We start from the raw sequence: 18,301 nt of genomic DNA on the forward strand, positions 1-18,301 counted from the left end.
ACATCTTAATGTATACAAAGCAGATTTTTTTGTGATAGGTAAGACATACATTTTTTAACAAAACAATATGTTCTAATTACAAAAAAAGATAGATGGTATCCCATCTATCTTTATATATATATTAATTTTTAATTGTAACTATCGCAGAGACACTGTAATAAACTGCTCGTGGTAATTCTGCCTGTTCACTTATAGAAGCTGTAACAAGAGACCCTCCGCTTGCCGAAAAATACTTAACAGCTTCTAACGGAATACCGTCTTCTTTCACATCTATATGTGTTCCATCCCGCCAATCTATTTTCTGCATTGTTGCTGAAAGGTCCCCAGTCACTTTACCAAATTCTTTACCATCCACCCCTAAAAAAATCCATTCCCACTTTGTTAAACTTAGTATTTGTGTTAACTCTCCAATTTTCTTTCCATCTACATTAGAGAAAATATAGACGTTGCGTAATCCCATCTTCTTTTGAACACGCAACAATCTTTCTCCCGAGTGATTATATAAATACAATTGTTGCTTATGTAATCCCCTAAAAAGAAAAGAAAGTACAGCTTGCCATACACGTTGAATAACAAAATCATACTCTTCTTTTAAAAACCCTACTGTATTTCCATCTAATCCAAAGTACGTTATTGCTTGAAATACCCCTACCTCTTTGCGAACAACAAATTTTTGTTGCTCAAATAATTCAGAAGTCTCTATATTATAATTTTCCTGTTTAAGTATTTTTGATCTTCGTTTTTCCATAAAGCTATATATTAATAATCCAAATGCCGGTAGTACAACACCTATTAATTTTAGATTTTCTTTCTCCGAAGTGAATAGCGTCCCTTTTTTATATTCCATCAACAATGCAATTGCAACGATAATCCATACAATGATAGATACAAAGAAAATTCGTTTCGCATTACGTGCGTGATGCTTATGTATACTCATACCCCTCCTCCTTTTCCATTTATCCTGCATTAACGGGCAGTAAGACCCACACTTCAAAATTCGGCGAAAGCCAAGAAGTTAGGTGGGGGATGAAGAACCCCCCACTGATTAAGGTTTCACTTTATTTCATTATCTCATTGCACATACACTTCCTCAATAAAAAAAGACTATCCATCAGGATAGCCTCTTACACTTCAATATTTCGCAACATCGTATAAATGTCGTTGTTCACTTTACCAAACGATTTAATGTTGTTTTGGATGTTAGATAATAAAACGACATATACACTTCCGTTTTTACTAAATCCATTTAAACAATTCCATCCTGGCATTACACCGTGATTCGAATAACTTCCCGGGTCTACATACCAACCAAATCCGTAATCCTTTTTCACGGCCGTAAACATTTGATTATAGCTCTCTTTTGAAATTAACTTTCCAGAGAATAGCGCTTCATTAAATAAATATAAATCATGTGCACTTGTATATATATCACCACAACCATATAGTTGTGACATACTTGGAATATTAGGTGTTGTCATATTGTTATTTACTATTTTATAACCTGTCGATGGAAACCTTGTTTGCTCTAACGCTTTACCGAAACCAGAATGTTTCATACCCGCAGTAGCAAAAATATGTTGTTTAATATATTCTTCTAGCGGTTGCCCACTTACCTTCTCAGCGATGTAGGCAAGTATAGAATAGTTCGAATCGGAATACTTCCATTTCTCTCCAGGACTCCCAATACGCTTTTGCTTTCCTATTCGTTTTATCAATTCTTCATGAGAAATATCCTCTGTTCCCTGCTCATACTCTGGAATTCCTGATGTATGTGTTAGTAAATGCTTTAACTGAATACCATTACCTTGAGGGAAATCTGGAATATACTTTGCAACCGTATCCTCTACGTTTAATTTATTTTGATCTTTTAATTGCATAATAGCAGTCGCTACAAACGCCTTTGAAATAGAGCCAATATAAAAAGTTGTCTCTGAATTATTCGGTACTTGTTTCTCTTTGTTCGCCATACCGTACCCTTTATTCAAAAGAACTTTTCCGTTCTTCACAATAACAGCTGTCCCACTAAATCCTGCGTTTTGTAAATATTGATCTAATTGAGCGTTTTCATTAATTTCTTGAGGTGGTCCCTCAGCAGGCTTTTCCACAGCTTGTGCTTGCTTCACTTGTTCTTCCTGCTCTTTTTGTTTTTGTGCTTCTTGCTTCTTTTTTTCTTCTTTCTTTTTTAGCTCTTCTTGTTTCTTCATTTCTGCTGCTGCTTTTAAAGTTTTTTCTTTCTTATTATCCGCAACAATTTTTGTATACATGAAATATACAACTGAAAATAGTAAGACGAGAATGATTGTTCTTTTTATGTATACAATCGGCTGACGTGCTTTCCCATTCGCATTATTTTTTTCCTGATCCATAATTGCTTTTTTCCCCTTATTTACCGATAATTTAATTCCACTACACAAGATTCATTCCAGAACTTTTTCATAGATTTTTGACATTCCATTCGACGTCATCCCTACTTTATCACGCACTGTACATATTACCAACCTATATGCATAAAAAAGAAAAAGAAAATTTACAAAAGTAAGATTCCCGTTAAATTATTAACAAAAAAAGAGGATATCCCCTAAAAATTGATGTTATCAATCTTTTGGGATATCCTCTTATCTCATTATTTATACGTGTTTTTTCATATCATCGGCAACAGATTCAACATTTGTACCTACGATAACTTGGACACTTGTGTTACTTAATTTCATAACACCTTTTGCACCAGCACGTTTTAATGCTGCTTCGTTTACTTGACCAGCATCTTTCACTTGTAAGCGTAGACGTGTTGCACAGTTATCAATAACTGTTAAGTTTTCTTTTCCGCCTAAAGCTAATACGTAAGTTTCACCAATTGAACCTGCAACTGGCGCATCATCCTCTTCAGCTAACTCATCGTCATCTTCACGACCAGGAGTTTTCAAGTCAAACTTCTTAATTAAGAAGTAGAATACTACAAAGTAAATTACTGCGTAAATTAAACCGATTCCCGCTAGCAATACTGGTTTTGTTGCAATACCAAAGTTTAAGAAGTAATCAATTGCACCGGCACTAAATGTGAAACCATCGTGAATGCCAAGTGCTGTTGTTACAAATAAAGAAATACCTGTTAACACGGCATGAATACCATATAATACTGGTGATAAGAACATGAATGAGAATTCAATTGGTTCTGTAATACCAGTTAAGAATGAAGTTAATGCTAGACCACCTAACATACCTGTAACCATTTTACGTTTTTCTGGTTTAGCAGCTGCAATCATTGCGAAACATGCTGCTGGTAAACCGAACATCATAACTGGGAAGAAACCAGTCATAAACATACCTGCTGTTTTATCTCCTGCAAGGAAGCGAGCAATATCACCATTTACAACGTTACCTGCTGCATTTGTAAAGTCACCAAATACGAACCAGAAGTATGTGTTCATTACATGGTGTAAACCAATTGGAATTAAGAGACGGTTTAATAAACCAAATAGACCTGAACCAACTGCACCTAAATTAACAATTCCATGAGCTAATGCATCGATGCCATTTTGAATTGCTGGCCAAATTTGTGCGAATAAAATTCCTAATATTAGCATCACAACCGATGTAACAATCGGAACGAAACGTTTTCCAGCAAAGAAACCTAACCATTCTGGAAGTTTAATCTTATGGAATTTATTGTAAAGGAATCCTGCTATAACGCCGACAATAATACCACCTAAAACTTTCATATCCACTTTAGTCGATAATTCGGCTGCCTTAGATACTTGTGTCATTGTATCTGCAAGCTTAGATGGATCTACATTAGCGCTATTACCTATTAAATCTTGAACTTTGCCTAATTTATCTTGTAATTCTACAGTAGAATATCCCTTACTAAGTGCATCAATACTGTTTTTCATAACTAGATAACCAATTGCACCTGCAAGACCTGCTGCACCACTACCATCAACTGAAAGACCGATTGCAATACCAATTGCAAAAATAAGTGCTAAATTATCAAAAACTGCTGCACCGGCCTGTGCCATAACAGGAATATCAAATACATCTGGTTGCCCTAAACGAAGCAATAATCCTGCTGCTGGTAGTACGGCGATTGGAAGCATTAACGCTTTACCAATACGTTGTAAAAACTGCAACATTTTAATTCCCCCTATCAAATTTATGAAATCGTTATCATTATAAGTACGCCTTAGAAAACGCTTTCTATTTACATAACCATAATAACATATAGTTGTATAGATGTGTAGTTTTTATTTTCGAATTTTTTATGGATAAATCTCCTATTTCCAAACTGTTATATAAAAGGGAAATTCTCCTTTTTTAATACAGAAGACCCGAAACGAACGACCTACTATCGAACATGTAACTTTCGTTTTATCATTCCACTTTTTCATGTTATTATTTATTTCCGAGCATATCGGGAAAAGTAAACGTAGTTAATTCGAAATAGGAGCGTTGGTACTATGCAGTGCATTGAAACAAACAACTTACAACAGTTGTTAGAACAAGTAAAACCATATACGAAAAAAGGAAAACTTGCTACTTATATCCCCGAACTAGGAAATGCAAATCCAGATGATTTAGGGATTGCCATTTTCCATAAAGATACAGAATACATCCATGCTGGCAACTCACAAACACTATTTACTCTTCAAAGTATTTCAAAAGTAATTACACTTGCACTTGCCCTTTTAGATCGTGGTGAAGAATATGTATTTTCTAAAGTTGGAATGGAACCAACTGGTGATCCATTCAACTCTATTATTAAGTTAGAAACAACAAGCCCATCCAAACCACTTAATCCAATGATTAATGCGGGGGCACTAGCTATTACAAGCATGTTAACAGGAAAAGATAATGAAAAAAAAATGGAGCGCATCCTTCATTTTGTACGTGAAATAACAGATAATCCTACCATTAATTATTCTTCTAAAGTTGCCAATTCAGAATTAGAGACAGCTTACTTAAACCGTTCACTTTGTTACTATATGAAACAAAACGGAATTATCGATTGTGACATCGAAGAACTTATGGATTTATACACTCGTCAATGTGCAGTTGAAGTAAACTGTATCGATTTAGCACGTATCGGCTTAATTTTTGCGATGGATGGATATGATCCATATAAGAAAAAACAAATTATCCCTAAACATATTACAAAAATCTGTAAAACATTTATGGTTACATGCGGTATGTATAACGAGTCTGGTGAATTTGCGATCCGTGTTGGTATTCCTGCAAAAAGTGGTGTAGCTGGTGGCATTTTCGGCTGCGTAAAAGGAGAAATGGGAATTGGCATTTTCGGACCGGCTTTAGATGCAAATGGGAATAGTATCGCTGGTTTTAAAATTCTTGAACTTCTTTCTGCTCAAGAAGGTTGGAGCATTTTTTAATTCAGAGTTATCCTGCTATACTAGCAGGATTTTTTTATTTCATAAAAAACCTCAACTTTATTAGCTATCCATACCCTTACAAAAAACGTACTGAAACTTTCTCTATATCATGCATATTTGCTCCCCCCTCCTGAATAATATAGTACAACCTAGCGCTATATGTGGAGGTGTGAAAGATGAAACTAATATTTCAAATGGAAAAACAGCCTGTTCTTGAAAAAACAATTCTTCTTTTTATATTGAGTATTGTAGAAAGCTTGAAGTTAAAGGTGGTTTCACTCGATGAAGCTCACCGATACATATTTAATTTAGAAGTACTTGAACTACTAATGGATCGGAATATCGATGATCAAGTACTTGAACTTATTCATTTCGGAATGGGGCTTGAAGACATTCATCATGTGCTTCCTGAAGAACTTGAACATACGATCGAAGAATTAAAGTGGCTTTGTATTCAGGTTTTAAGTGAATACAGTATGCATGAAGAATCGGAACAATTAATTGAAGATATACGTTAAAAAAGCACCTATGTAGGTGCTTTAATATTTATAAAAACAGTAGCGTTTAGATAATTACGCATCCGATGTCGATATATGCAATTCATTCGAGTATTTCCGAGGAAATGCTCGAACATTGTATGTTACAATAACTGATCTATCCCAATAAGAATTAATAGCACGCCCGCAATCACAGTAGCCCATTTCCCTAAGTATTCTGCTAAAAATCGTTTTCCTACATACGCAAAACCACTAATACAAATAAAACTAAACACACCAGAAATAGTTGCTGTAAGCCACAGATTCAAGTTTGTTACCCCAGCATCAAACCCACCTGCAATATTATTAATAGACAGTGCAACTCCTAAAACAATTGCTTCTGAAAAACTAATTGTTTTAGAACCATCAAAATCTGCTTTTTCTGGATCACGTAAAATTCCCATAAGTACATTACCTTCTTTAGAGCCTACGGTATTTCTTTGCCCCAAGAAAGGCTGGCATAAAATAAACACCCCGATTATCGCTAAAACGATTGCTCCAATCAGGTTTGCCGTAAACTCTGAAATAAATAAAGCAATCCAGTTCCCAAAAAAGCCAGCTAGTAAAGTAAATAAAAAGCCAAAAAATGCGATGATAAAATTGTTAAGCCACGAAATTCGGATTTTACGAATGCCATATGCAATCCCAACACCTGCATTATCTAAATTAGAAGCAATCCCGATTAAAAAAATTGAAAATAGACCTGCCGTACTCATAAACAGTCACCCTTTCTTCTCACTTTTCAATGCATCTTATGAAAATGTTGAGCAACTGTGCCTGTCTGTTTCATATACATGTAATAAATGCTCAACATTTTTTCAACAATAAAAAAGGAGTGCCTCCACTATGCCTAAAGAAAATCCAAATGAACGGCTTAGTACATTAATAAAAAAACTTTTGAAAGAACGTGCCTTATCCATGCGCCAACTCGGAATGCTTACAAATATTGATCCCGCAACAATCTCAAGAATTATGAATGGTAAACAACCACCAAAACAAAAACATCTACAAAAATTTGCAGAATGTCTGCAAGTCCCACCCCAATTATTATTTGATGAAATGTATCCGGATTCTCCTCACATTAATAAAGAAAAAACGGATATGTACACATCTCTTGATACAATTCAACAAACACTGCAATCCTCTAACTTATTTGACTTCGACTACACAACAACTCGCGTAAAACAAGAACTTGAAAACTATGAACGCTACGCTCAAACAACAGAAGGTGAAAAACGGATTCATGAAAGTTTCGCAAGCAAATTAGAACAAATTGATAGTGCTGGTCCTTTTATTGAACAATTAACAGATATGTATCAACAATTTTGCAATGAAACTAATCCGAAAGAAGAGCGTGCAGTTCTTGGAGGCGCATTACTGTATTTCATTTTATCGACAGATATTATTCCCGATTACCTCTTTCCAATTGGCTATTTAGATGATGCAATTGCTGTTGAATTAGCAAAAGAGAAATTAATGGAACTAAAACGAAAGACATAGAAAAATAAAGAACTATTTCAGTTGTTTCTATTCAACTCTGAAATAGTTCACTAAAAAATCGTACAAGTATACATACCTGTACGATTTCAACATACTAATCTATTTTTTCGTATGACACCATTCATATATAAATGCTGTTATTACTTTTGTAAATTCAAATAACTGTTCTACTTCAACTTTCTCATTTATTGAATGAGCTTCTTCTAATGTACCTGGTCCATAAATAACAGCTGGAATATGAAATTCACTAAACCAACCACCATCCGTTACCGTTGCTGACATATCTAAAATTGCATTTTTAGAGAGAATTGATTCGTGTACTGAGCTAAGCGTTTTTACAGCTGCATGTTCACTATCTATTTCTAAAGAAGGGAAAATTTCGCCACGATCCACAATCATTGATTCTCCGCCCCACTTAAATTGTGGTGGATTTTCACTTAACCATGGATCAGCAGCTGCTACTTTCCCAATATACTCTTCAATTTCTTTTATTATTTTTTCATGTGTTTCATTCGGATAAAAGTGCACTGTTATCCATAACCGGCACTCATCTGCAATAAACGCTGCATGACGTCCGCCCTCAATAACAGCTGGATTAATTGTTGTTGTTCCAGAGGGATAGCCTTCATATGTTTTCATGACTGCCCAATGACGCTCTAATTCTTGTAAACTTTGCACAATTTTCATCATTTTTTCAATCGCACTCGCTCCGAATAAACGTCCTCCAGCATGGATCATTTGCCTGCGTGTTGCATCATGAAACGTTTGCGGGCTCTTCACAGTAATCCATCCGGTGATTACACCGCCCTGTCCTTGCATATGTAAATCACTCGTATCCACTACGACTGCAAAATCAGCATCATAACCTCTTTTGCAGCATTGAAGTGTACCCGCTTCTCCCACTTCTTCCCCAATTACTGATTGAAAGATTAAATCTCCAGGTAATTCAATACCTGCTTCTTGTAAAAGCTGAATAGCGAATAGCGCTCCAGCCAGTCCCCCTTTCATATCAGCTGCACCACGTCCAACTAACCAACCATCTTTTATAAATGGCTCAAACGGATTTGCCTCCCACACATCATCTGCTGACACTTCAGCTACATCCATATGTCCATTAATAATAAGACTTTTATGCGTGTCACTTTCTATCCCTTTTTTCACCCCAACAACGTTTGGGTCATTCGGATATACATCCCATTTATCAACACTGAAATCTCGCTTCCTTAGAAAATCTGCAACAAATTCTTGCGCCTCACTTGTGTTTCTCGCCGGCGGTGCTGGTGTTTCAAAACGGATTAAATTCTTTGTAAGCTCTAGTAACTCATCTTTTCGTAAATCAATCTGTTCTAATAGCTGTGAAACTTCTTGATTCATCGCTAATTCCCCTTTGCATACATAGTATGTTTCCAGCTTTATTTTCACAAAAAAAGAGACTGTTTACAATTTTACAGTCTCTTTTTTCAGCATAAGTTTCTAATATATTTATAAACTTTCTGCTTCTGTTGTATTTATTTTTTCAGCATGTTCTATTTTGCTTCCCTTATTTTTTGTCGCACGGTAAAACAGTAAACAAACAATCATAAATGGAATTCCACAATACAATGCCATTCTTTGTTCTGGAATAAAGGCCATACCAACAATTACTGTTACATTTAATACTAATGCAAGCAGTGGTACGAATGGATATAATGGTGTTTTAAATTTCAAGTCCTTCACATCCCCGCCCTGCTTTATGTATGACCTTCTAGCTAATAAGTTAGATAAAGCAATAGATGCCCAAACTAATATCGCCCCAAATCCTGCAATTGAAAGTAGCCATAAATAAACTGTATCTTCCGCATAAATACCTGATAGTAATGAAAGGCAACCTACAACTGTACTTACAATCAATGCGTAAATAGGAACACCATTTTTAGATAACTTACCAAAAATCGGACTAATCATTCCTTGATTAGACATAGACCATAGCATACGGGAAGTTGCATATAACCCCGAATTCGCAACGGATAGAACCGCTGTAATAATAACGAAATTGATAATATCCGCTGCATAAGGAATACCAATCTTATCAAATACAACTACGAATGGACTTTCTATCACTCCTGCTTGCTGCCAAGGGAATAATCCCGCAAGAATGAAAATAGATAATACAAAGAACACAAGTATACGCCAAACTGTATTATTAATTGCCTTCGGGATCGTTTTCTCTGGATTTTCACTCTCACCTGCTGCAATACCGACTAGTTCTGTTCCTTGGAAGGAAAAATTAACAGCAATCATCGTAATTAAAATAGCTGATAATCCATTTGGGAACAATCCACCATAATCAGTAAAACTAGAAAACATCGGTGCTGGTTCATGTCCTTTCATATCTAGAAAACCAAACATTGCTGCCCCGCCCAAAATAATAAATGCAATGATTGTAATTACTTTAATACTTGCAAACCAAAATTCAACTTCCGCAAAACTTCTTGAAGATAACGCATTAATAGCAAAGAGAAGCACTGCAAACACTACACACCAAATCCATGACGGTACATCAGGAAACCATCGTTTCATTAAAATACTAACTGCAATCAGTTCAATACCTATCGTAGCAGACCAGTTTAACCACGACATCCATCCCACTACATAACCCGCTGCAGGGGAAATGTGCTTTGTAGCATACGTTTGATAAGATCCTGCGTCAGGCATCGCAACAGCTAACTCTCCGAGACAGAGCATCGTTAAATACATAACAAATCCTCCAACAAGATACGCTACAATCGCTCCTCCAGGCCCAGCCTCATGGATGGTATACCCAGATCCTAAAAAAAGACCGGTACCAATAACTCCTCCAAGTGCAATCATAAATATGTGCCTGCTTTTCAATTCCCTTTTTAACCCTTGGTTTTGGTCCATCATATAATTCCCCCCTCTTCCCTTTGGAAACCCATTTCATGTAAGCGTTCTTAAAATTGTCCATAATAAGAATAATTATTGAAAAGAGCAAAATACATAGTATTAATCACTACCTGTTATTAAAAGATCATCCCTCACTGTTATTAATAACTTTTGATCAGCGATGGCTTGTCCTTCTACTACTTCTAATGATTCGATATACCCACTGATCCCTACCTTAATTTCTACTTTCTGTTTATCTATCGTTTCAATTAACGCTAATTTCTCCCACTCGTATACGTAAGAACTTTCCGCAACAAATAACTTCTCTACTTTCCCGTAACAAGGACTATACACGCCTTCTATAACCGTCTTCACTTTATAAACTCCTCCTTCTTATTAATTGGTACTGAAACGTTGCATATCCCTCCTTTAAAGATTTCAACTATTATTTATGCAAAAAGCATACCAATCTCCAATTCCTATTTAAAATGAGGATTCCTCACGAAAAAATCTTCATAACCGCAAAATTTTTCTATCATTCAAGAAGTTTTAAAAAGAAAATAGCAAAAAAATTTTGCGATTTTATAAGAATTTTAATAAAATTATAAAAAGTCAGTCTTCATAGGGTGAAATGAGGAGAAGATAATCTATGCGTACAGAAGACATTAATTTTAAACAGATCATTGAAATGAATATGCTATATGAAACTTTACTCAATGAACTCGATATCGGGATTCATATTATTAATGAGGAAAGTAAAACGATTATCTATAACCGCAAAATGATGGAAATTGAATCAATGGAACGCTCAGATGTGCTATATAAAAGTCCTTTAGAAGTATTCGCATTTGAAGAAAATAAAAATAGTACTCTTATAGAAGCATTAAAATTAGGAAAAACAAACAAAAATATAAAACAAACGTATTTTAACAATAAAGGGCAAGAAATTACGACGATTAACGATACTTTCCCTATAATAGAAAATGGAAAAATTAAAGGCGCTATTGAAATTTCAAAAGAGATGAATCACTTAAAGCAAACAATAAAAATGGACTCTTCTCGAAAACAAAACACTAAATTTACCTTTGATCACATAATTGGTGATTCTGAAGCCATTCAATCAACCATTGGGGAAGGAAAAAGGGTAATTCGTACATCTTCCTCCATACTTCTCGTAGGAGAAACAGGAACTGGAAAAGAACTATTTGCACAAAGTATCCATAATGAAAGTCAACGTTCAACAAAACCGTTCATTTCACAAAACTGTGCTGCTATACCTGATACGCTAATGGAAAGCTTATTATTTGGTACGAACCGAGGTGCATTTACAGGAGCTATCGATAAAGCTGGTTTATTTGAAGAAGCCAACGGAGGAACTTTGTTATTAGATGAGATCAACTCATTAAGTCCAGCACTTCAAGCGAAGTTACTGCGAGCTATACAAGAAAAAACAATACGAAGAATCGGGGGCACACAAGAAAAAGAAATTGATGTTCGTATTATAGCAACTATTAATGAAGACCCCCTTGAAGCTATTACACACAATCGATTACGGGAAGACTTATATTACCGATTAAGCGTCGTTACTTTATGTCTCCCGCCTTTACGAGAACGAAAAAAAGATATTCCAGCCCTTGTTCAGCACTTTATCGAAAAGTACAACATTCAATTTGGACTCGCTGTAACGGATGTAGATATACATGTAAGAGAATTCCTGTATGCATATAATTGGCCTGGAAACGTACGAGAATTGGAACATATCATTGAAGGTTCAATGAACTTGGTTGAAGATGAAAATATCATTACAGCATTTCATCTTCCCACTCGCTTTCGCGAACGAATAAAAAAAGAATTCAATACGCAACCTTTCCTAACCAGTAACGATACTGATGCACCTAAAACGTTAAAGCACACAATAGCAGAAATGGAAAAGAACTACATCAATCAAATTTTGAAAGAGTATCATGGTAATATTTCACAAGCTGCAAAGTTTTTGGGATTAAGTAGGCAAAACTTACAATATCGGATTAAAAAACTTCATTTACACATATGAAATGAAGTGAAACTTTAATCAAATGTAGGATAAATTCGCTTCCAAGTGCAAATAAACACTTGGAAAAATATTCTATAATAAACATATAACATACTAGAAAGGAACGATATATATGAGTAATGATAACAAATTAAAGTTATTACAATACTTAGCCTTCTTCCCTACCCTTGTATGTATGATGTTACTAGTTGAAATGAATGCTTATCCTTATGCAAAACTATTAGCAACAATTAGCGGCTCCTTTGCAGCTATTATGCTTGCTGCTTTTTGGAATTTGAAGATACGTATGAAGAAAGAAAAATCTTCTTAACGCCAAAACAATAAAAAAATCGAGCTTACACAGCTCGATTTTTTTATTGTTTATTAAAATTCAACATTCTCCAAATACAAACCACTCGCCTCAGCAAGACAATTAATTTGATTACGTTGTTTTTCCTCTAAAATATTTGGGATTGCGTCCGCATCTAATTGTCCTAATCCAACTTCAATTAATGCTCCAACAATTTTTCGTACCATGTTATGAAGGAATCCGTTACCACTTACTCTAATTTGTACAAATCCTGCTTCTTCCATCACTTCAAGTGTATATACTTCTCGAACCATAGACTTTTTCTTTGATTTCGCATTTGAAAAAGCAGTAAAATCATGTGAACCAACTAAATGTTTCGCAGCTTCTTTCATGCTTTTCACATTTAATTTTTTATTCACATGCATGCTGTATTTACGCATAAATGGATTTGTATGCTCTTCATTCCAAATTTTATAAAGATATGTTTTTGCTTTAGAATTGTAACGAGCATGGAAGCGATCTTGTACTTCTTCTACATTCGTAATGCTAATATCATTAGGTAAATATTGATTTAAATATTTTTTCACTTTATGTTCCACTAACTTCTCATCACTTTGAAAGTTAGCAACTTGATTTAAAGCATGTACACCAGCGTCTGTTCTACTACAACCGATAATTTCAATTTCTTTTCCGACCATTTCAGATATGACACTTTCAATTTTTCCTTGAATCGTATTATCGTTATTACCGAGACGTTGCCATCCTTTAAAACGTGCACCATCGTACTGAATCGTTAATTTATAATTGTACATTTCATTCTCCTTCATAGAAAATATTCCCTCGTGTCGTGAGGGAATATGAATACACTTTACTTTCTAACAAGCTTCACTACATTTTCTACATGGGCTGTATGTGGGAACATATCAACTGGTTGTACATACTCCACTTCATAGCTCTTCATTAACGCTTGTACATCACGTGCTAATGAAGAAGGATTACAGGATACGTAAACAACTTGTTTCGGCTTCACTTTTAAGATTGTTTCCAGTAATTTATCATCGCAACCTGTACGAGGTGGATCGACAACAATTACATCTGGACGCCATCCTTCTTTTACCCATTTCGGTAACCATTGTTCAGCTTTACCTGCTTCATATTTCGTATTTGTAAATCCGTGGCGCTTCGCATTTTTTCTTGCGTCTGCAATTGCTTCTGGAATGACATCCATACCACGTACTTCCGCTGCATCATTTGCAAGCCAAAGACCGATTGTACCAACACCACAATACGCATCTACAATTTTCTCATCGCCTGTTAAAGCAGCTGCTTTTTTCGCTTCATCGTATAAAACAACTGTTTGTTCTGGATTTAACTGGAAGAATGCACGTGCTGATAATTCAAATGATAAATCACCTAGTGTTTCTTGAATTACTTCTTTTCCAGCTAATTTAAATGTTTTATCACCGAAAATAACAGATGTTTTACGCCAGTTTACGTTTTGCATAATTGATTTAACAGCTGGCATCTGTTTTTGTACTTCTGCGATAAATTGATCTTTATTTGGTAATTCTTCTTTTGTTGTAATAAGTGTAACTTGTACTTCCCCTGTTTGAACTGCAGTACGTGTCACAATTGTGCGTACTAAACCTTTTTGTTTTTTCTCATTGTAAATAGAAACATTTAATTTTTCTAATATACGTCTTACAACTTTGGTCGCTTCATTCGTTGCTTTATGTTGAATCATACAATGAGCAATATCAATTAACTGATGTGAGTTTTGCTTATACAGCCCTGTAATGACCTTTTCGTCTTTACGTCCCACTTGTAATTGACTCTTATTACGATAATGCCATGGATTTTCCATGCCAAGCGTCGGACGAATTTTCTCTTCCAAAGTGTTATTCATGTACTTCTCAAATGCTTGTACAACGATATCACGCTTTTGATTTAATTGTTCTTTATAATCTAAATGTTGCAGCTGACAGCCGCCACACTCTTCATATACCGGACATGGTGCTTTCACACGATGTGGTGAAGCTTTACGAACTTTTTTCACTTTCGCTTCAGCGAAGCCACGCTGAATTTTCGTTGTTTCTGCAACAACTTCTTCTCCTGGTAATGCCCCTGGAATGAAAACAACTTGTCTCTTAAAATAACCAACGCCTTCTCCGTTAATCCCAAGACGTTTAATTGTCACAGGAAACGTTTGACCAACTTCCAACTTACTCTCATGTTGCTTTTGTATCATTATTACACCTCTACTCTATACTTTTCCATAAATATAACGCTGCATAACTGCAGTATGGTTCACACTCTTGTTTCACTTTTTCTAAAAATGCATCATCAGGTTTATCATCTAGTTGAAATACACCTTGTACTGCACGCTGAATCCCAATGTCCGCTTTCGGAAACATATTTTTCCGTCCAAGTCCAAACATTAAAAAGTTTTGCACTGTCCATGTACCAATCCCCCTAATTGGTAACAATTGTGCCGAAACCTCTTCTTCCGCCCTGGTTTCTATACTCGCTAAATCTAATGTACCGCTGACAATACTTCGACCTAATCCTACTATATATTCAGCCTTTCGCTGACTAAACTTCTGCTCTCTCAATTCCTCTATTGAAATATTTGCTACTGTTTCTGGAGTGGGGAAAAAGAATACACCGTTCTTCTCTGTTCCATATCGTTTCACAAACTGTTCTGTTAACACAGTAGCAAATTTCAAATTTATTTGTTGATGAATGATACAGCGAAGAAGACAAGCAAAATAATCAAATTCTAAAATAATTGGAGTATAAGCATATGTTTCAAATAGTGGCCGTAATGATGTGTTTAAAAAATGGTTTTGTATATCTTGAAACGGTTCATTCCAATGAAAAATGGCTCTCATTCGTTTCATGACTTTCTCCGGATCTCCTGTCTGACTAGAAATCCAAAACTGTGGATTTTGAACAGTACCAATCCCTTGTAAGCGAACAACAATCTGTTCCTCGTCTATACAAAGCGGGACATACATAACTTTCTCATCTAATTGAATGACGTGAAGAGGGTCAAAAGATAAACGTCTTAATACCTCTTCAAAGTGATACGGATACTCTAACGTAACATGTTCGCTCCACATACGTTTCCCCATCCTTTTTACAAATCATTATAGCATGAGAAAACCGCAAGCATACATGCTTACGGTTGATTGCTTTTTACTAAGTCATCTAGACTTTTAAAATGATACCCTTTCTCGCGCAAATCATCAATGATTTTCGCAAGTGCTTCTGCATTATCTTTTGATATTGCATGAAGTAATAAAATAGATCCTGGATGAATCATCGTCATAACATTATTATGCGCATATTGCCATCCTCTTTGCTGATCCACTTTCCAATCCAAAAATGCAAGTGACCAAAATACATTATAGTAGCCCATTTCTTTCGTAAGAGCTAACGTTCTTTCACTAAATACACCGCGCGGAGGACGTACATATTTCACTTCTTTTTGCCCAGTTACTTTTTTAATTTCTTCCGTTACACTCGTTAATTCTTCACGAAGTTTCTCATCATTTACCGTTGTGAAATCAGGATGACTCCACGAATGGTTTCCAATAATGTGTCCTTCATCCTTCATTCTTAACAATAAATCTTTTTGTGTTTTAATATAATGCCCCGTTACAAAAAAGGTTGCTGGTACTTTTTTCTCTTTTAGTACGTCTAAAATTTTCCCTGTGTATCCATTCTCATAACCGTTATCAAATGTTAAATAAATATCTTTTTTCTCCGTGTCCCCTAAATAAAACCCGCCATTTTTTTGTAATAATTCTGTATACAGTTTCCCTGCATCTGGTACTGTTTCATTTTTAGGACGCGGAATTCCCCAGTTATGTGGAGTATTTGTATAAGCTAATGTTGAAACTGGAACAAGTGCCATCATAATTGAAAAAATGAGACCGATATATAACCATTTATATTTCATAAATAGTCTCCTTTCCATATATAATCGTACTTGTAGTTTCTGTTGCCTCGCATTCTTTCATGCTGAACATGTTTTTCTATATATACCAAAAAAATGCATCTCGAATCATTCGAGATGCATTTTTGTTTACTTAAATACCGGCTCTTTAAAGCTAGCTAATTTTTCAAGTGATGTTTTATCAACATCTGCATGTAAGCTATTACCATGAGAATCCATCGTTACAACTGCTTTAAATCCATCGATACGTAAATGCCACATTGCCTCTGGAATACCAAATTGTAAGAAATCAACATCTTTTACTTCTTTAATACACTCAGCATAATATTGCGCTGCACCACCGATTGCATTTAAATATACACCACCGTGCTCTTCTAAAGCCGCTAATGTTTTCGCACCCATACCGCCTTTACCAATAACAGCGCGAATACCAAATTTCTTCATAATATCGCCTTGGTACGGTTCTTCACGAATACTTGTCGTTGGACCTGCCGCTTTAATTTGCCAATTGTCATTTTCATCTTTCACGACAACTGGACCACAGTGATAAATAACTTGTCCATTTAAATCTACTGGACAATCGTTATCCATTAAATGCTTATGGATTGCGTCACGACCTGTATACATCATGCCATTAATTGTTACAACATCACCAACGCGAAGTTCACGAATTTGCTCTTCTGTAATTGGTGCTTGTAATACAATCTCACGTTGCTCTGTTTTTTCTTGTGCTTCTTGCTCCAGTGTATCCTCACCTTCTTGATATAACCAATCCATAATTTCACCTGTTTCAGGGTGGATTGTTACGCCAAGGCGGCGATATGCCCAGCAATTATACGCCACAGACACATAGAAGCTAGCTGGCAGACGGTTATACACGCCAATTTTACAACCAAGTAAAGTTGTTTCTCCGCCAAATCCCATCGTACCAATGCCAAGCTTATTCGCATTTTCTAATACGTACTCTTCAAGCTTTTGTAACTCTGGAATTGGATTGACGTCATCTAATGTACGGAATAATTGATTTTTTGCTAATTCGTAACCTGATGTGCGGTCTCCCCCGATACCAACACCAATTACACCTGCACTACATCCTTGACCTTGTGCTTGATATACTGCATGAAGAAGGCATTTACGAATCCCTTCTAAATCACGGCCAGCTCGTCCAAGTCCTTCTAATTCACATGGTAAGCTATACTGAATATTTTTATTCTCACAGCCACCACCCTTTAGGATTAAACGAGCATCAATATAATCTTTTTCCCATTGTTCAAACTTAATAACCGGTGTACCTGGTCCTAAATTATTTCCACTATTGTCTCCAAAAAGAGAATCAACAGAATTTGGACGAAGTTTACCATCTTTTGTCGCCCGCTCAAGCGCATTATAGATAGCTTCCTTCAACTTTAATTGATTCACACCAACTGGTGTATAAATTTTAAACGTTGGCATCCCTGTATCTTGGCAAATTGGCGAGATGTTATCATCAGCCATTTTAATATTATTCGTAATTGTGCCAAGTGCCATCGCTGAACGAGTCCCTGCATTTTCTCGTTCTTTCGCTTGTTGAATCGCACGACGAACATCTTTCGGTAAGTTCGTTGACGTTTCAACAATTAGTTGATACATGCTTTCTTGAAGCTTTTCCATTGTTACTTCCCCCTCAATTGTGAACGCTACCAAAACGTTATGAGC

18 protein-coding genes are annotated in these 18,301 nt (G+C 35.7%); 5 read left to right on the plus strand and 13 right to left on the minus strand.

Annotated features, from left to right (window positions below):
• Window positions 1-121: 121 nt before the first annotated feature.
• The 4 genes from QCI44_RS25850 to QCI44_RS25865 form a co-directional block, all read right to left on the minus strand.
• Window positions 122-937, minus strand: a complete 816-nt coding sequence (locus tag QCI44_RS25850; RefSeq protein ID WP_088083189.1) for a sugar ABC transporter ATP-binding protein — start codon at window positions 935-937, stop codon at window positions 122-124.
• Window positions 938-1,124: 187 nt separating this feature from the next.
• Window positions 1,125-2,366 carry a serine hydrolase domain-containing protein gene (locus tag QCI44_RS25855; RefSeq protein ID WP_033659617.1) on the minus strand — a complete coding sequence of 414 codons (1,242 nt, stop codon included), beginning with the start codon at window positions 2,364-2,366 and terminating at the stop codon, window positions 1,125-1,127.
• Window positions 2,367-2,627: 261 nt separating this feature from the next.
• A complete protein-coding gene (nagE, locus tag QCI44_RS25860; RefSeq protein ID WP_016133546.1) occupies window positions 2,628-4,130 on the minus strand; it encodes an N-acetylglucosamine-specific PTS transporter subunit IIBC in 1,503 nt (500 codons plus the stop codon).
• 141 nt (window positions 4,131-4,271) lie between these two features.
• Window positions 4,272-4,385 carry a transcriptional regulator gene (locus tag QCI44_RS25865; protein ID WP_080118111.1) on the minus strand — a complete coding sequence of 38 codons (114 nt, stop codon included), beginning with the start codon at window positions 4,383-4,385 and terminating at the stop codon, window positions 4,272-4,274.
• A gap of 69 nt (window positions 4,386-4,454) precedes the next feature.
• Here QCI44_RS25865 and glsA point away from each other — a divergent pair, with 69 nt between their 5' ends.
• Together glsA and QCI44_RS25875 are read left to right on the plus strand one after the other, a co-directional pair.
• Entirely contained in the window at window positions 4,455-5,384 is a 930-nt protein-coding gene (gene glsA, locus QCI44_RS25870; RefSeq protein WP_016089435.1) for a glutaminase A, read from the plus strand.
• 176 nt (window positions 5,385-5,560) lie between these two features.
• The gene (locus QCI44_RS25875) at window positions 5,561-5,902 is read left to right on the plus strand and encodes a DUF3969 family protein (RefSeq protein WP_000766602.1); all 342 of its coding nucleotides are present in this window, start codon (window positions 5,561-5,563) and stop codon (window positions 5,900-5,902) included.
• Window positions 5,903-6,024: 122 nt separating this feature from the next.
• Here QCI44_RS25875 and ytaF read toward each other — a convergent pair whose 3' ends face one another.
• Window positions 6,025-6,636 carry a sporulation membrane protein YtaF gene (ytaF, locus tag QCI44_RS25880; protein ID WP_016089436.1) on the minus strand — a complete coding sequence of 204 codons (612 nt, stop codon included), beginning with the start codon at window positions 6,634-6,636 and terminating at the stop codon, window positions 6,025-6,027.
• Between the two features lie 130 nt (window positions 6,637-6,766).
• On the opposite strand from ytaF, the gene QCI44_RS25885 reads away from it, so the two are divergent.
• Window positions 6,767-7,420 (plus strand): helix-turn-helix domain-containing protein, encoded by a 654-nt coding sequence (locus tag QCI44_RS25885; protein WP_016089437.1) that lies wholly within the window; start codon window positions 6,767-6,769, stop codon window positions 7,418-7,420.
• 99 nt (window positions 7,421-7,519) lie between these two features.
• Here the strand turns inward: QCI44_RS25885 and QCI44_RS25890 are convergent, their stop codons facing one another.
• The 3 genes from QCI44_RS25890 to QCI44_RS25900 all read right to left on the minus strand — a co-directional run bounded on the left by QCI44_RS25890 (window position 7,520) and on the right by QCI44_RS25900 (window position 10,678).
• Entirely contained in the window at window positions 7,520-8,794 is a 1,275-nt protein-coding gene (locus QCI44_RS25890; RefSeq protein ID WP_016137007.1) for an acetylornithine deacetylase, read from the minus strand.
• A 108-nt stretch (window positions 8,795-8,902) separates the two neighbouring features.
• Window positions 8,903-10,324, minus strand: a complete 1,422-nt coding sequence (locus QCI44_RS25895) for an amino acid permease (protein ID WP_033660242.1) — start codon at window positions 10,322-10,324, stop codon at window positions 8,903-8,905.
• A gap of 99 nt (window positions 10,325-10,423) precedes the next feature.
• Window positions 10,424-10,678 (minus strand): biotin/lipoyl attachment domain-containing protein, encoded by a 255-nt coding sequence (locus QCI44_RS25900; protein ID WP_000859484.1) that lies wholly within the window; start codon window positions 10,676-10,678, stop codon window positions 10,424-10,426.
• A gap of 274 nt (window positions 10,679-10,952) precedes the next feature.
• Between QCI44_RS25900 and QCI44_RS25905 the strand changes: the two genes are divergently transcribed.
• Both QCI44_RS25905 and QCI44_RS25910 read left to right on the plus strand, forming a co-directional pair.
• Window positions 10,953-12,356: a sigma-54 interaction domain-containing protein gene (locus QCI44_RS25905; RefSeq protein WP_016089440.1), complete on the plus strand. Its 1,404-nt coding sequence runs from the start codon at window positions 10,953-10,955 to the stop codon at window positions 12,354-12,356.
• Window positions 12,357-12,468: 112 nt separating this feature from the next.
• Complete coding sequence (locus QCI44_RS25910) at window positions 12,469-12,666, plus strand: hypothetical protein (RefSeq protein ID WP_016089441.1); 198 nt, start codon at window positions 12,469-12,471, stop codon at window positions 12,664-12,666.
• Between the two features lie 53 nt (window positions 12,667-12,719).
• On the opposite strand, the gene truA is transcribed toward QCI44_RS25910, so the two are convergent.
• From truA to fumA, 5 genes are all read right to left on the minus strand, one after another.
• Window positions 12,720-13,457: a tRNA pseudouridine(38-40) synthase TruA gene (gene truA, locus QCI44_RS25915; protein WP_016089442.1), complete on the minus strand. Its 738-nt coding sequence runs from the start codon at window positions 13,455-13,457 to the stop codon at window positions 12,720-12,722.
• Between the two features lie 56 nt (window positions 13,458-13,513).
• The gene (gene rlmD, locus QCI44_RS25920; RefSeq protein ID WP_016137005.1) at window positions 13,514-14,893 is read right to left on the minus strand and encodes a 23S rRNA (uracil(1939)-C(5))-methyltransferase RlmD; all 1,380 of its coding nucleotides are present in this window, start codon (window positions 14,891-14,893) and stop codon (window positions 13,514-13,516) included.
• A gap of 10 nt (window positions 14,894-14,903) precedes the next feature.
• Window positions 14,904-15,767 (minus strand): DNA-3-methyladenine glycosylase family protein, encoded by an 864-nt coding sequence (locus QCI44_RS25925; protein ID WP_016133542.1) that lies wholly within the window; start codon window positions 15,765-15,767, stop codon window positions 14,904-14,906.
• A 59-nt stretch (window positions 15,768-15,826) separates the two neighbouring features.
• A complete protein-coding gene (gene pdaA / locus QCI44_RS25930) occupies window positions 15,827-16,609 on the minus strand; it encodes a delta-lactam-biosynthetic de-N-acetylase (RefSeq protein WP_016089445.1) in 783 nt (260 codons plus the stop codon).
• A 126-nt stretch (window positions 16,610-16,735) separates the two neighbouring features.
• Window positions 16,736-18,256 carry a class I fumarate hydratase gene (gene fumA, locus QCI44_RS25935; RefSeq protein ID WP_080118112.1) on the minus strand — a complete coding sequence of 507 codons (1,521 nt, stop codon included), beginning with the start codon at window positions 18,254-18,256 and terminating at the stop codon, window positions 16,736-16,738.
• Window positions 18,257-18,301: the final 45 nt, after the last annotated feature.

Origin of the sequence: Bacillus cereus group sp. RP37 (assembly GCF_040459695.1) — a bacterium.
GTDB lineage: Bacteria > Bacillota > Bacilli > Bacillales > Bacillaceae_G > Bacillus_A.